The sequence below is a fragment of the Streptomyces sp. CC0208 genome (assembly GCF_003443735.1).
In the GTDB taxonomy this organism is placed as follows: domain Bacteria; phylum Actinomycetota; class Actinomycetes; order Streptomycetales; family Streptomycetaceae; genus Streptomyces; species Streptomyces sviceus.
On record NZ_CP031969.1, the window covers coordinates 4,257,262 to 4,269,980 of the forward strand.

General features: G+C 71.9%; 15 protein-coding genes. 5 read left to right on the plus strand and 10 right to left on the minus strand.

What is annotated here, in order from left to right; all coding sequences use genetic code 11:
- Window positions 1–19: 19 nt before the first annotated feature.
- Both D1369_RS19450 and D1369_RS19455 read right to left on the minus strand, forming a co-directional pair.
- Window positions 20–1,030 (minus strand): CU044_5270 family protein, encoded by a 1,011-nt coding sequence (locus D1369_RS19450; RefSeq protein ID WP_007383462.1) that lies wholly within the window; start codon window positions 1,028–1,030, stop codon window positions 20–22.
- A complete protein-coding gene (locus tag D1369_RS19455) occupies window positions 1,027–1,656 on the minus strand; it encodes an RNA polymerase sigma factor (RefSeq protein ID WP_037900839.1) in 630 nt (209 codons plus the stop codon). The genes D1369_RS19450 and D1369_RS19455 overlap by 4 nt, the downstream gene beginning before the upstream one ends.
- A 71-nt stretch (window positions 1,657–1,727) precedes the next feature.
- Between D1369_RS19455 and D1369_RS19460 the strand changes: the two genes are divergently transcribed.
- The gene (locus D1369_RS19460) at window positions 1,728–2,075 is read left to right on the plus strand and encodes a hypothetical protein (protein WP_037900836.1); all 348 of its coding nucleotides are present in this window, start codon (window positions 1,728–1,730) and stop codon (window positions 2,073–2,075) included.
- 60 nt (window positions 2,076–2,135) lie between these two features.
- Here D1369_RS19460 and D1369_RS19465 read toward each other — a convergent pair whose 3' ends face one another.
- The 3 genes from D1369_RS19465 to D1369_RS19475 all read right to left on the minus strand — a co-directional run bounded on the left by D1369_RS19465 (window position 2,136) and on the right by D1369_RS19475 (window position 5,097).
- Entirely contained in the window at window positions 2,136–3,038 is a 903-nt protein-coding gene (locus D1369_RS19465; RefSeq protein ID WP_082319432.1) for a type II CAAX endopeptidase family protein, read from the minus strand.
- A gap of 103 nt (window positions 3,039–3,141) precedes the next feature.
- A complete protein-coding gene (locus D1369_RS19470) occupies window positions 3,142–3,801 on the minus strand; it encodes a response regulator transcription factor (protein ID WP_007383458.1) in 660 nt (219 codons plus the stop codon).
- A 90-nt stretch (window positions 3,802–3,891) separates the two neighbouring features.
- The gene (locus D1369_RS19475) at window positions 3,892–5,097 is read right to left on the minus strand and encodes a sensor histidine kinase (protein WP_037900833.1); all 1,206 of its coding nucleotides are present in this window, start codon (window positions 5,095–5,097) and stop codon (window positions 3,892–3,894) included.
- Between the two features lie 184 nt (window positions 5,098–5,281).
- Here D1369_RS19475 and D1369_RS43005 point away from each other — a divergent pair, with 184 nt between their 5' ends.
- Entirely contained in the window at window positions 5,282–5,440 is a 159-nt protein-coding gene (locus tag D1369_RS43005) for a hypothetical protein (protein WP_162951025.1), read from the plus strand.
- Between the two features lie 28 nt (window positions 5,441–5,468).
- Here the strand turns inward: D1369_RS43005 and D1369_RS19480 are convergent, their stop codons facing one another.
- Window positions 5,469–6,542 (minus strand): substrate-binding domain-containing protein, encoded by a 1,074-nt coding sequence (locus D1369_RS19480; protein WP_106433511.1) that lies wholly within the window; start codon window positions 6,540–6,542, stop codon window positions 5,469–5,471.
- A gap of 71 nt (window positions 6,543–6,613) precedes the next feature.
- Window positions 6,614–7,324, minus strand: coding sequence for a DUF4328 domain-containing protein (locus D1369_RS19485; RefSeq protein WP_007383455.1), 711 nt, complete (start codon window positions 7,322–7,324; stop codon window positions 6,614–6,616).
- Window positions 7,325–7,655: 331 nt separating this feature from the next.
- On the opposite strand from D1369_RS19485, the gene D1369_RS19490 reads away from it, so the two are divergent.
- A complete protein-coding gene (locus D1369_RS19490; RefSeq protein WP_037900830.1) occupies window positions 7,656–8,027 on the plus strand; it encodes a DUF6479 family protein in 372 nt (123 codons plus the stop codon).
- A gap of 29 nt (window positions 8,028–8,056) precedes the next feature.
- On the opposite strand, the gene D1369_RS19495 is transcribed toward D1369_RS19490, so the two are convergent.
- On the minus strand, window positions 8,057–8,524 hold the full coding sequence (locus tag D1369_RS19495) for a hypothetical protein (RefSeq protein ID WP_007383453.1): 468 nt from the start codon (window positions 8,522–8,524) through the stop codon (window positions 8,057–8,059).
- 149 nt (window positions 8,525–8,673) lie between these two features.
- On the opposite strand from D1369_RS19495, the gene D1369_RS19500 reads away from it, so the two are divergent.
- Window positions 8,674–9,132: a hypothetical protein gene (locus D1369_RS19500; protein WP_007383452.1), complete on the plus strand. Its 459-nt coding sequence runs from the start codon at window positions 8,674–8,676 to the stop codon at window positions 9,130–9,132.
- A 24-nt stretch (window positions 9,133–9,156) separates the two neighbouring features.
- Here D1369_RS19500 and D1369_RS19505 read toward each other — a convergent pair whose 3' ends face one another.
- The gene (locus D1369_RS19505) at window positions 9,157–9,846 is read right to left on the minus strand and encodes a DUF6445 family protein (protein ID WP_007383451.1); all 690 of its coding nucleotides are present in this window, start codon (window positions 9,844–9,846) and stop codon (window positions 9,157–9,159) included.
- A gap of 251 nt (window positions 9,847–10,097) precedes the next feature.
- On the opposite strand from D1369_RS19505, the gene D1369_RS19510 reads away from it, so the two are divergent.
- Window positions 10,098–10,865, plus strand: coding sequence for a DUF4142 domain-containing protein (locus D1369_RS19510; protein WP_202477794.1), 768 nt, complete (start codon window positions 10,098–10,100; stop codon window positions 10,863–10,865).
- An 8-nt stretch (window positions 10,866–10,873) separates the two neighbouring features.
- Here the strand turns inward: D1369_RS19510 and D1369_RS19515 are convergent, their stop codons facing one another.
- Complete coding sequence (locus D1369_RS19515) at window positions 10,874–12,547, minus strand: alpha-amylase family glycosyl hydrolase (protein WP_007383449.1); 1,674 nt, start codon at window positions 12,545–12,547, stop codon at window positions 10,874–10,876.
- Window positions 12,548–12,719: the final 172 nt, after the last annotated feature.

Sequence of the window (12,719 nt, forward strand, 5' to 3'; positions counted from 1 at the left end):
CCCGGGCATCAGAAGGACGTCAGCGGGCCGCGGCCCGGGCGGGCACCTCACCCTGCTTGTCGACGACGGCGGTCTCCATCACGGCAGTGGTGCCGGCGAGGGCCTCGGTGGTGATGCCCCGGTCCGGGTCGGTGATGTAGAACCGGGAGCCGAGCAGGGCGAGCGTCTGCTTGTCGAAGATCCACTCGTCGCGGGTCGCGAAACCGGTGTCGTCGAGGGTGATGGCGATGCCGTGCCGGCCGGCCGCGTCCACGGCGTCCGGGATGTCCCGCACTCCGGGCAGTTTCGCGGCCGCCCGGTAGAAGGCGGCGGCGTTGGCGGGCGGCATGACCGCGCCGCCGATCAGGTCGCCGATCAGGGAGAACACCGCCTGGTCCCGCGACTCGCCCTCGACCGGCCTGGCCTCCTTGTAGAGCCGGGCGAGCAGGGCGTCGGGGTCCGTGGGCAACGAGGCCAGCCACCGGTAGGTCGGGTGGAGGACGCCCTCGGGGACAGGATCCGTGCTCTCGATCGGACCCAGTCGGCCGGGCATGATCGCGTCCTTGCCGCTGGAACGGAGCCATCCGGTGACCCGCACGGGTTCGGGGTCCTGGGAGGTCCACCTCTCCTCGGTGTGCAGGGCGCCGAGCCGCACGGGGCCGGAGAAGCTGCCCGTGTTCGACCGCTCCAGCGTCCTGACGTACACGAACTGGTCGTCCCGCACCCGGATCGCGTCGCTCGCCATGGCGGCCGTGGCGATCCGGTTCAGGGTGCCGGAGGCGCCGGCGGCGGTCGCCGACGGGGTCGTCCCGGTCACCGGGGCACGGCCGTCCACGGAGAGGGTCACGAGCAGGGCGCCCGCCAGGGCCGCGGAGGCGAGGGGCACCAGGACGGCGGGCCGCAGGAACCGGCTCCGCCGGGGCGTGGCCGCTGTGCCGTGATCTGTGTCGTGATCGATCTGCTGCATCAGTACGTCCTTGAAGTGACGGTGGCGCTCCGGCGGGAGGTCCCATTCCGCCGGGGTCGTCAGCAGGTCCTCGGTCTCGCTCATCGGGTCTCCTCCCGCAGGAACAGGGCCGCGAGTGCGGCCTCACTCTCCATCTCTCCGTGGGCCGGGGGCGGTTCCGCCTTCGAGCTCAGCCGGGCGAGCCGGGCGCGGGCCCGCGACAGCCGGGACCGCACGGTCCCGACGGGCACGCCCAGGGCCTCGGCCGCCTGCTGGTAGTCGAGGCCGGCCGACACGCACAGCGCGAACACCTCACGGTCCTGCCTCCCCAGCCGGCCCAGGGCGCGGTGCACCAGCGCGAGCCGCCGTGCGTCGTCGATCCGCCCTGCGGTCTCCTCGGCGAAGTCCTCGACCGGGCGCGGCTCCGGGCTGCGCGCCAGGAACGCGAGCCTGCGCCGCAGGCCCCGGTTGGCGTTGTACGCCTTGTGCGTGGCGATGCCGAGCAGCCAGGGCTTGAGTGAGCCGCCCTCCGGCTCCACGGTCTGTCTGGTACGCCAGGCGGCGAGAAAGGTCTCGGACATCGCCTCCTCGGCCTCCGCCCAGTTGCCGGTCAGCCGCAGGGCATGGTTGTAGACCGCCCGCGCGTGCCGGTCGTACAGCTCGCCGAAGGCCGCCCGGTCCCCGGCCCGTATCCGTGCCCGCTCCGGTTCCGCCGCTTCTGTTTCCCTCACACCCGTAACGCTCCGCACCCCGGTCCCGGGTTCCTGTGTCCCGCACCACACGCAGCACTTACTCTGCGGCCATGGAACAGCGCGAGGTCATGCAGAACGTCGTCGGTATCCTCACCGAGGCTCTGGAGATGCGGCGGCAGGTCCGCGAGCACCCCGACCAGCGGGTCTCCCTGACCGGGGCCGTCTCCGCGCTGCTCGTGGAGACCCTCCCACAGATCCACCTCCCCGCCGACGCCAGCGGTCACGCGGCGGCGGACGCCGTGGTCGAGGAGCTGGGGCCCGCCATCGCGAGCATCGCCCACTGCTTCGCGTTCGCCTTCGTGCAGCTGGCCGAGGCCCATGACGCGGGCCGCACGGACAGCTCCGCGGAGGTGCTGCGGCGCATCTCGCTCCAGTTCGCGAACGGCGCCGGGAAGTAGACCGGCGAACCGGTCCCGGGGCCGGTTCGCCGGTGCGGTGGGTGCGGGTGGGTGGCCGGGTCACCGCCGGGGCAGGCCCAGCCGGCCCCGGGTCGCGGCCAGCAGGATCAGGGCCGCCGCCGTCGTGCTCAGGACCAGGGCGTGCGTGAGGTCGCCGTCGGACAGCGAGGGGAACATGTCCGACGAGGCGAGGGAGAAGAAGTTGTTGACGCCGGTGTGCAGCAGCATGACCAGCGGCATGCTCTCGCCGGACCGGTTGAACACCCAGGTCATCACGCAGCTGAACGTGATCGTCATCGCGAGGAACTCCACCGGCACGGTCCACGCCACGTGCGGCCCGCCGCCCCACTCCGTGAGGAACAGCGGCAGGTGCCAGCAGCCCCACAGCGCGCCGACGACGAGGGTCGCGGTCAGGGGGCCGTAGCGGCGCTGCATCCGCGGCATCGCGAACTCCCGCCAGCCGGGCTCCTCCGCGAGACCGGTGGTGATCATCTGGATGAGCAGTCCGGGGAGATACGCGGCGAGGATCGTCGCGGACGGCAGTGCGGGTCCGCGGCCGGCCAGCGCGACCGAGGCGAGGGTCAGCGTGGCCGGCACCGCGAGCAGCACGACCAGGTACCAGCGCCCGGCCACCCTGAACTTGGTCATCCGGGTCCGCCAGGTCCGCAGGCCCGCGCGTCCCTCCGTGATCCCGGTGACGAGCAGGGCCGAGGCGATCGGGCCGAGGTAGGCGCCGGGCAGGACGCCGGAGAGCTGGCTGCCCGCGCGGCCGCCGGGGAAGGTGAAGTGCCAGACGCCGAGGCCGTTCGCGGACAGGACGTACGGCGTCCAGGCGGCCCAGCTCAACGCGAAGGCCAGGGTGAAGAACCAGGTCAGGGGGTTGCGACGGATGCTGCCGCGCAGGCCGCGGGCCTCGTGCGCGACCGGTCGGGTCTCGATGCTGACGGGGGCTTGGACGCTCACCGCGGGTCCCTTCGGAGGGGGCTGATGTGATGCGTCCAGCACACCAGCGCCGGCTCCGCGGATCATTGCCGCCAAGGGCCCGACTGCGGTGCAGCAGGCTGTACTACGACCGTCGCCGCGCGTCCTCCAGATAGTGGAGTACGGCCGCCACGCGCCGGTCGACCTGGTCCGTCGGCGCCAGATCGAGCTTCGCGAAGATGCTCCGGATGTGCTTGTGCACGGCCCCGTCGGTCACGAACAGCTTCTCCGCGATGGCGCTGTTGCCGAGCCCCTCGGCCATCAGGGCCAGTACGTCCTTCTCGCGCGGGCTGAGCCGCTCAAGGCGCACGTCCTGGTGGGACCGCGTGAACAGCTGGGCGACGACCTCGGGGTCGATGGCGGTGCCGCCGGAGGCCACCCGGCGCAGCGCGTCGAGGAACTCCTCGACCCGGCCGACCCGTTCCTTGAGCAGATAGCCGAGCCCTCCGACCCCGCCGGTCAGCAGCTCGGTCGCGAAGCTCTGCTCGACGTAGGCGGACAGCACGAGGACGGCGAGGTCCGGGCTGCGCCGCCGGGCCTCGACGGCCGCGCGGACCCCCTCGTCGGTGTGGGTGGGCGGCATCCGTACGTCGAGGATGGCCACGTCGGGCTTGTGCGTGTCGATGGCGTCGAGCGCCCCCTCGGCGGTGTCGGCCGTGCCGACCACGTCCAGTCCCTCGGCGCGCAGCAGCAACGCGAGCCCCTCCCGCAGCAGGGGGTCGTCCTCGGCGATCACGATCCGCATGGCAGGTCACTCTCCAGGGTCACAGGGCCGCCCGATGGTCTCGCCGGGCAGAGAACGTCCTCGCCTCGCGGCCGGCAGGTCCGACGCCCGTCACACACCGCACGGCAGGTCCACCTCCACCACCGTCGGGCCGCCCGGCGGGCTCGTCAGGCGGAAGGTGCCGTCGTGGGCGGCCACCCGGCGGCGGATGCCGGTCAGGCCGGAGCCGGTGTGCTCGTCGGCGCCGCCCCGGCCGTCGTCCGTGATCCGCAGCAGGAGCCGTGGCCCGGGGGCGCGGACGGTGATGGTGGCCCGGGAGGCCCCGCTGTGCTTGGCGATGTTGGTGAGCGCCTCGGCGACGACGAAGTACGCGGTCGCCTCGACGGACGCGGCGCAGCGCCGCGGCATCTCCACGTCGACCGCGCACGGCACCGCGCTCTCAGCCGCGAGCCCGGTCAGCGCCCCCGCGAGACCCCGGTCCGCGAGCACCGGCGGCAGGATGCTGCGGGAGACCGTCCGCAGCTCCGCCAGCGCCTGTTCGGCCGCGGACTGGGCCCGCTCCAGGAGTTCGTCGGCGCCCGCCGGGTCGCGGGCGACCATCCGGCGGGCGGCCCCGAGCAGCACGGTCACCGTGACGATCCGGTTCTGGGTGCCGTCGTGCAACGAGCGCTCGATGCGCCGCAGTTCGGTGGCGTGGGCGTCCAGCGCGGCGGCCCGGGTCGCGGTCAGCTCGGCGACGCGCAGGGAGAGATCGGCGTCGGGGCCGGCCGACAGGAGGCGGCGCCCCGGGTTCGCCTGGAGCCGTGCCAGGCCGGGCGTGAGCCCCAGGATGATGGCGATCCAGCCCACGCCGAGCAGGCACACCGCGAGGGCGTCCGGCCAGGAGTGCGCGACGCCGATCCCGATGGACGTGGCGGTCGCGTCCTTCGGGGCGAGCCGCCAGTACAGCGGAAACGCGGTGTCCCGCAGGGCGAGCACCGGCAGGACGAAGCCGAGCAGGCCCAGCGGCAGGCCGACGGCCAGATGCCGGAGCAGCCACAGCAGTTCGCGCCGGGTCGTGGGGTCGCCGAGGGCGGCCCGCAGCCGCACCGGCGGCGGCGCGGGCGCGATGACCTCGGGACCCCAGCGGGCGAGCCGGACCCGTTCCATGCCGGCCAGGGCGTGCAGCACGCGCACCCCGCCGGGCGCCAGCACCAGCCACAGCAGCACGAACGGCGTCAGGATCGCCGTACCGAGTCCGGAGACCAGCTGGCCGACTGCGGCGGCCGCGGTCGTCGCGGTCCCCACGGCGAGGTCCTTGACGTCGGCGGTGGCCATGCGAACCCCCCTCGGGCCGGAGGACACCGACCCTAGGCGCAGGGCGGGTCCACCGACAGGCCGGGAGGCGGAAAGTACAGCCTGCTGTACCCCGGAGCGGGCGGAGTGCTGGATCGCCGCACGAGGGCCGCGGCTCGTAGCGTCGTCCTCGTCGAAGACATCCCACAGCCCCTTGGAGGACCCCGTGAACCGTCTGCTCTGGCCCCTGCTCGTCCTGAGTGTGCTCGGCAACGCGGTGGCGTCCTTCACCCCGGCCGACACCGCCGTCCACCTGGCCTTCGGCACGGTCACCGCGCTGACGGCCACCGCCCTTGCCGTACGACGGCTGCGCACCGGCGCCTGAGGAAGCGCTGGACGCCTGGGGGGAACGCCTACTTGAGGCCGATCGCCGCACAGTCCGCCGCGTACTGGGCGGTGCAGATCTGCTTCACGGTGTAGACGTCGTCCTTGATCACCGTCTGCTTGATGTTGTCCCTGGTCAGGGCGACCACCGGCACCAGCAGCGACGGGATGTCCTTCTGGGTGGGGCTGTCGAACTTGTCGCGGATCAGCGCGTCGAACTGGAGGTCGCGGCCCTGGATCTTGTAGACCGCGATCTGCGCCGCGTTGGTCGCCTCCAGCAGGAACGACTTGTACACGGTCATGTACTGCTCGCCCGACACGACCCGCTGCACCGCGGCGAGGCTCGCGTCCTGCCCGGTCACCGGCGGGATCTTGGTGGCCCCCGCCTCCTTGAGTTCGTCGATGACCGCGCCCGCCATGTCGTCGTTGGCCGAGTACACGGCGGCGATGTTGTTCAGCCCGACGGCGGCGATCGCCGCCTTCATGTTGGCCTTGGCGACCGCCGGCAGCCACTCCCGGGTGTCGTACTGCTTGGCGATGACGACCTTGCCGTTGAGCTCGTTCATCGCGCCCTTCTTGAAGAGCGCGGTGTTGGGGTCGGCGAGCGAGCCGTTCATCATCACGATCTTGCTGGTCTCGGCCTTGTCGCCGAGCGCCTCGACGATGGCCCGGCCCTGCACCTCGCCGACGAGCTCGTTGTCGTGCGAGACGTAGGCGTCGATCGGGCCCTCGGCGAGCCGGTCGTAGGCGATGACGGGGATGCCCGCGTCCTTCGCCTTCTGGACGTCCGGCCCGATCGCCTTGGCGTCGACCGCGTCCACCAGGATCACATCCACCTTGTCGGCGACCATCTGCTGGAACTGCCGGCTCTGCCGCTTCGCGCTGGCCTCGGCGTTGGCGTAACTGACCTTGCCCTTGCCGTGGGTGAGGGTCGCCACCTCCTTCTTGATGAGGGGGTAGTCGAACCGGTCGAAGCGGCTGGTGCCCCGGTCGGGCAGCAGCAGACCCAGCGTGATGTCGTCGCCCTTCTTCGGGGTCACCGCGGTGGTGCTGCCGCCCACCCCGCAGGAGGTGAGCAGAAGGGCCGACACGCAGACGGCCATGGCAGGGAGGATGGGACGCATGGCGATCCTGGGGGTGGGGGGCTGTCACGTAGGCGCAACAGTAAGTGCCCTCAATCCCGATCAAACGCCCTGACCGTTTCCTTCAAGGGATCACCACCCGGCGTCCGCAACCGGGCGCCGATGTGCACAAGTTGTACGGCGGTCAGGGCACGGACCATGAGGATCGCGGCCACGGCGGCACCGATCACGGCGAGGTCGGCGACCAGCAGCGTGGTCACCCCGTGGTAGGCGCGGGCGATGACGTCGTCGGTGTCGCCGTCGTACATCAGCCCCAGCCCGGTGACCATGCCGGCCAGCCACAGCGCCCACCACACGTTCACGACGACGGGCAGTCTCCGGCCCGGGGCGCTCTTGTGGTGGATGTCGGCGACGATGCCGCGCGGGATCCAGAGGTTGGCGAGGGGCACGAACCAGGAGACGTAGACCCAGATGCCGGCGTAGCGCGGGGGCTCGCCGGACAGGGCCCGCGCGTTGTCCCGCATCCGCCCCAGCCAGCCGATGAACAGGGCCGCGCACAGCAGGGTGAGGATGCTTCCGGCGGTACTGACCAGGTGGTACGAGTCCTCCAGGGAATTCAGCGGCCGGTGCCGGCCCGCGCCCTGGTCCGGTGGCCCCGAGGCGGGCTCCCCCGCCAGGGCCAGCCGGATGTGCCACACGGCCCGCAACGCCCAGGCGCTCCCGGCGAGTCCGAGTCCGGTGACGGCGAGCCGGGCGGAGCCGCGCACGCTGCACAGCGCGTCCCGGCCTGCGTTCTCACTCATGGGGTCCCCCTTCGACGCATCGGTTCACCCCGTCATCGTCGCGAACCCCGCGATCGGTTCACGCGGACCCGGCGGTACCCGCAAGTCCGCGCGGCGACCGGTCACTTGCGGCCCACGCGACACCTCACGCCCCGGTTGCGTTTCGCTCAACCCCTGGTTGCGGGGCGATGGGCGCATGACTCCGGCCGAGGCGCTCCGTCCACAACGAGATCGTGCACTTCGACCCGGGGGCGGGACGTGGATCTGCGTCTCACCGAAGCGGCCGGGTCACGGTGGTGCCCCGGAACCTCTCTTTATCGCCGATCCGGCCATAATCGGCGATAATCGGACCATGAGTACGGCGACGTTTGTCCTGGCGGCCTCGTCGAGCGAAGTACTCAACGTGATCGCCGCCTTCGCCGGCGGGCTGTTCATCGCCGGCGCGTTGGTATGGGCCGTGCAGTTCGGCATGCGGGTCCAGGACCGGGAGCTTCCACGGCCGCTCAGCGACGAGCAGCCGCACCTCCCGGAGACCGGACCGATCCGCGAGATCCGGGAGATGCGGGAGCCGGACGAACTTCCGGCCCTCGCGGAGGGGCAGGAACGGCTCATGCCGTACCAGCTCCATCACTCGGGAACCAGACGAGGAAAGGACCAGCACCGCAGGCGCTGGCTGCCCGGCTCCAGCGGCGGCTTCGGCAGCGGCGGCCTCGGGCACGTGTGACCGGGCCCCGCGAGGTCAGGCCCGCGGGGTCAGGCCCGCGCCTGCGGCCGGTACACCGCGAGGGCCCAGATCACGAAGAAGTCGATGCCGATCATGATGACCGACCACACCGGCGCGTAGGGCAGGAAGAGGAACTGCGCGAGCATGCTCAGCGAGGCCAGGAAGATGCCGGTCATCCGGGCCCAGGCGGCACCCCTGAGGATGAACGCGCCGGTGACGGCCGCGAGGGCGCCCAGGCAGAGCAGGATCACACCCCAGCCGGTGTGGTTGATCTTGTAGACGTAGTCGCCGACACGGGCCCAGACGTCGTCGTCCGCGAGCAGGGATATGCCCTGCAGGATCGCCAGGATGCCGTTCATCAGCATCAGCACACCGGCGAAGACGACCCCGCCGGCGGCCCACGCGGCCTCGGTCGGCGTGGGGCCGGGCCCCGGGGCGGGCGTCGGGGTCGCCGTCATGCCGGTGGACGACTGTGGGGCCTGCGGTTGCTGTGTCATGGCTGTGACCCGCCTTTCGTGGTCGATGTGCTTCGACCATCCGGCGCGGCGGGCCCGGCCACCACGGGAGTGGGCCGTACGGGTGACGCGGGGCGTGCGGCCGCGGCGCGGCGGGCCTTCACTGGAGGGACCTGCATCCGGGAGGCGAGATGACCCGCTGGACGACGGCCGCGCTGCTGACGGCCCTGGCCCTCACCGGCCTGACCGCCTGCTCCGACGACGACAGCCCCTCGTCGGTGGCGAGCAAGGTCGCGTCGGCCGCCTCCCGCGCCGGGGACGCGGTGGCCTCGGCGACGGCGGAGGCGGGCCGGCGGTTCGACGACATCAAGAACGGCGTCGACGCCAAGGACGACGTGCGGATCGGCGCGCCCACGACCGCCTCCGACGGCCGTACGGCGGTCGCGGTCACCGCCGCCAACAGGGCGGCCTCGGCGAAGTCCTTCGCCGTCCAGGTCGACTTCACCGACACGACGGGCAAGCTGCTGGACACGGTGGTGGTGACGGTGCCGGACGTCCCGGCGGGCGGCTCCGGTAAGGGCACCGCCCGCAGTACGCACCACCTGTCGGGGGACGTGCGGGCGAAGGTGTCCCGGGCGGTGCGCTACTGACGCGCCGACCGGCCCGTGGCGGGGTCAGGCCATCCAGAAGAAGACGGCCGTCATCCGCTTCTCCTCCAGCGTGCTGCCGGTGTAACCGGTCGCGCTGTGCACGAGGTTGGCGTTGTAGAGGAGCAGCCGGTTGTACTTGTGCGGTACCCGTACGTCCTCCTCGAAGGCGTCGGGCGCGACGAACCGGGTGCCGAGGGCCTCGACGAGGTTGTTGTGCGGGGCCTGCACGACGTTGCCACCGAGCCGGCCGCCGGGCAGGGACTGCCGGTAGAAGCTGGTGCCGCAGTCCTTGGGCACGCCGGGGTTGAGATACAGCACGGCGGCGTACCGGCACAGCGCCCGGGAGTCGGTGTGCGGCCGAGGCTCGCTCTCGCCCTTCCCGACGACCTGTACGCAGTTGTGGTTGAGGGTGCCCCCGCCGGGCGCCTGCTGCACCCACAGCTTCCCGGCCCCGGTCGCCTTGCGCACCAGCCGTTCCACGGTCGCGAGTTCGCCGGGTTCGAGTCCGGGCATGGCCCGCAGCCCCGGCCAGGTCTCCGAGGTGTACGGATGCCCCCGTACCCAGTCGTCCTTGGCGAGGCAGCGTTCCCGTACGGCGTCGGCGTCCGGGAGCACGTCGTCGAGCACCCAGTAGTCGCGGCCCTTGGTGGGCTTGCGGTACGGGAGGACGGGGAGGGGCCGTGGGGACCGCTGCGACCGCTGTGGCATGGACATGCGGCGAATCTAGGTCCGGGGCCCGTCAGGTCTCTCCCGCGATTTCCCCCGGAGTTCCCCGAGAACCGGTCAACGGACGGTCAACCGGCGGCCGGGCATCTGTCCTGACGGGGCGTCTGTGAGCCCGGTCATCCTCCGGAAGAGGTGATGAACAACTCCGGCCCCGCGTGCGTACTCCTGTGCGTCCGACCCGCCTCCCGGCGGGAAACCCCTACCGGGCAGGAGGCACGGTGCCACTCTCGCGCAACGCGATGGGAACGCTGTTCGTGGGCGGAGCCCTCACACTGACGCTGGGCGCGCTCGCGTACCCGTCCATGCTGGGTGTCAGTCAGGCTGCGACCGCTCAGGACAGAATCATCGCCCAGACGCAGTGGGGCCCGCTGACCGAGCAGGACCGCGACTTCGTCGTCAAGGTGCGGGCGGCCGGTCTGTGGGAGTACCCGCTGGGGCAGGTCGCCCAGCAGAAGGGGACGACCCCGGAGGTGAAGGAGGCCGGAAAGCATCTCATCGACGGACACGCGGCCCTGGACGCCGCCTGCCGCAAGATCGCCCCGATGCTCAACATCACCATCCCGAACGTGGCGAGCCCGCAGCAGGTCGGCTTCGTGAACACGATCGAGTCGAGCAGCGGCCAGCAGTTCGACACGAACTTCGCCAACATCCTGCGGGTGACGCACGGTTCGATCTTCAACGCGATCTCGAAGATCCGCTCCACCACCAAGAACTCGCTGGTGCGGTCGCTGGCCGACATGGCCAACGACACGGTGCTCGACCACATGACGGTCATGGAGAAGACCGGCTTCGTCAACTTCGACCAGGCCCTCTTCATGCAGACCACTCCGCCGAAGCTGCCGAGCAGCGACCTCACTCCGCCGGCCCCGCAACCGGGCGCACCGATGGTCGTGCTCACCCCGCCGCCGAACCCGACGTCCACGCCGCTCGCGGTCCCGGGCGAGAACGCGAACGGCGCCACCCCGGCCACGGGCGCGGGTGCGACCCCGACGCCGACCGTCGGATAGCCCTGGCCCTAGCCCAGCCAGGCCGTGGTGTCCGGTCCCAGCAGCCCGTCCTCCAACGGGCTGCTGGTCAGCAGCACCTCCCCGGCGGGCAGCGACACCGCGGTCCCCGACAGGTTGGCGACACACCGCCAGCCCTCGTGGCGGACGAAGTCCAGCACCCCGGCGGGCCCTGCGTCCGCCCAGGTGAGCTCCTCCCCCTGGAGGAGCTTGCGGCGCAGGCGCAGGGCGGTGCGGTACAGCTCCAGCGTGGAGCCCTCGACACCGTCCTGGGCCTCGACGGCGTACTCGGCGAACCACTGCGGCTGCGGCAGCCAGGCACCGCCCGCTCCGAAGCCGTACGACGGACCGCTCCTCGTCCACGGCAGCGGCACCCGGCACCCGTCGCGCCCCTTGCGGACCCGGCCCGTCTGCTCCCAGATCGGGTCCTGGAGCACCTCGACGGGCAGGTCGGCGACCTCGGGCAGCCCGAGTTCCTCGCCCTGGTAGACGTACGACGATCCCGGCAGGGCGAGCATGAGCAGCGTGGCCGCGCGAGCGCGCCGCAGGCCCTGGGAGAGGTCGATCCCGGGCGCGTGGCCGCCGGACAGCAGCCAGGCGTTCTCGTCGGTGCCCGGCGGGAGCACCAGGCGCGAGGCGTGCCGTACGACGTCGTGGTTGGAGAGCACCCAGGTGGCCGAGGCGTGGGCCGCGCGGGCGGTGGCGAGGGAGTCGGCGATGACCTGGCGCAGCTCGTCGGCGTCCCAGGGCGTCTGGAGGTACTCGAAGTTGAAGGCCTGGCCGAGTTCGTCCGCGCGGGCGTACAGCGCGCGGCGGACGTCCGGGACCCAGGCCTCGGCGACGGCCGTGCGGGGCGGGGTGTAGGAGTCGAGGATCGTGCGCCAGTCGCGGTAGATCTCGTGGACCTCGTCGCGGTCCCAGTAGGGGTGGCCGCCGGGCGGCAGGAGGTGCAGGGCCTCCTCCGCGACGCCGGGCAGTTCGCCGAGGTCGCGCAGCGGCTCGGTCAGGTCCTTGGCCAGGGCGTGTGCCACGTCCACGCGGAAGCCGTCGACCCCGCGGTCGGACCAGAAGCGCAGGGTGGTGCGGAAGTCCTCGCGGACCTCGTCGTGGGACCAGTTGAGGTCGGGCTGCTCGGGGGCGAACAGATGCAGGTACCACTGCCCGTCGGCGACCCGCCGCCAGGCGCTGCCGCCGAAGACGGACTGCCAGTCGGTGGGCGGGAGTTCGCCGTGCGCGCCCCGGCCGTCCCGGAAGACGTACCGCTCGCGCGCCGCGGACCCGGGTCCTGCGGCAAGGGCCTCCTGGAACCACACGTGCTGGTGGGAGGTGTGGTTGGGGACGAGGTCGACGATGACCTTCAGGCCGAGCCGGTGAGCCTCGGCGACCATGGCGTCGAAGTCGTCGAGCGTTCCGAGGCGCGGGTCGACGTTCCGGTAGTCGGCCACGTCGTAGCCGCCGTCGGCGAGTTCGGAGGGGTAGAAGGGGCTCAGCCACAGGGCGTCGGCGCCGAGGGCGGCCAGGTGCGTGAGGCGCTCGGTGACGCCCCTGAGGTCCCCGAGGCCGTCACCGTCGGCGTCGGCGAAGCTGCGGGGGTAGACCTGGTAGACGACGGCCTGCCGCCACCAGTTCGGGTCGTTGCTGGAGAGATCGGGCGAGGGGTCGGGCGTGGTGGTGCGGGCGGTCACGCGGGCTCCTCTGCAGGGCGGGTGCGACAGGTACGGCCCATCAGGGCGACAAAGGGGATATCTGTCCACGTCGACGGAAAAGAGAACCTGGATTTTGCGGAGTGAAGCGTTCCTTGTGTGTCGAATTTGTGATGGCCGCTGAACCGCTCCCGTATCACCGCAGGTTGACAGC

What these genes read in the sequence shown, in the direction of transcription:
- D1369_RS19450 (WP_007383462.1), bottom strand. Translation starts at nt 1,030, where the DNA reads ATGAGCGAGACCGAGGACCTGCTGACGACCCCGGCGGAATGGGACCTC.
- D1369_RS19460 (WP_037900836.1), top strand. Translation starts at nt 1,728, where the DNA reads ATGGAACAGCGCGAGGTCATGCAGAACGTCGTCGGTATCCTCACCGAG.
- D1369_RS19470 (WP_007383458.1), bottom strand. Translation starts at nt 3,801, where the DNA reads ATGCGGATCGTGATCGCCGAGGACGACCCCCTGCTGCGGGAGGGGCTC.
- D1369_RS19475 (WP_037900833.1), bottom strand. Translation starts at nt 5,097, where the DNA reads ATGGCCACCGCCGACGTCAAGGACCTCGCCGTGGGGACCGCGACGACC.
- D1369_RS19480 (WP_106433511.1), bottom strand. Translation starts at nt 6,542, where the DNA reads ATGGCCGTCTGCGTGTCGGCCCTTCTGCTCACCTCCTGCGGGGTGGGC.
- D1369_RS19485 (WP_007383455.1), bottom strand. Translation starts at nt 7,324, where the DNA reads ATGAGTGAGAACGCAGGCCGGGACGCGCTGTGCAGCGTGCGCGGCTCC.
- D1369_RS19490 (WP_037900830.1), top strand. Translation starts at nt 7,656, where the DNA reads ATGAGTACGGCGACGTTTGTCCTGGCGGCCTCGTCGAGCGAAGTACTC.
- D1369_RS19495 (WP_007383453.1), bottom strand. Translation starts at nt 8,524, where the DNA reads ATGACACAGCAACCGCAGGCCCCACAGTCGTCCACCGGCATGACGGCG.
- D1369_RS19500 (WP_007383452.1), top strand. Translation starts at nt 8,674, where the DNA reads ATGACCCGCTGGACGACGGCCGCGCTGCTGACGGCCCTGGCCCTCACC.
- D1369_RS19505 (WP_007383451.1), bottom strand. Translation starts at nt 9,846, where the DNA reads ATGTCCATGCCACAGCGGTCGCAGCGGTCCCCACGGCCCCTCCCCGTC.
- D1369_RS19510 (WP_202477794.1), top strand. Translation starts at nt 10,098, where the DNA reads ATGGGAACGCTGTTCGTGGGCGGAGCCCTCACACTGACGCTGGGCGCG.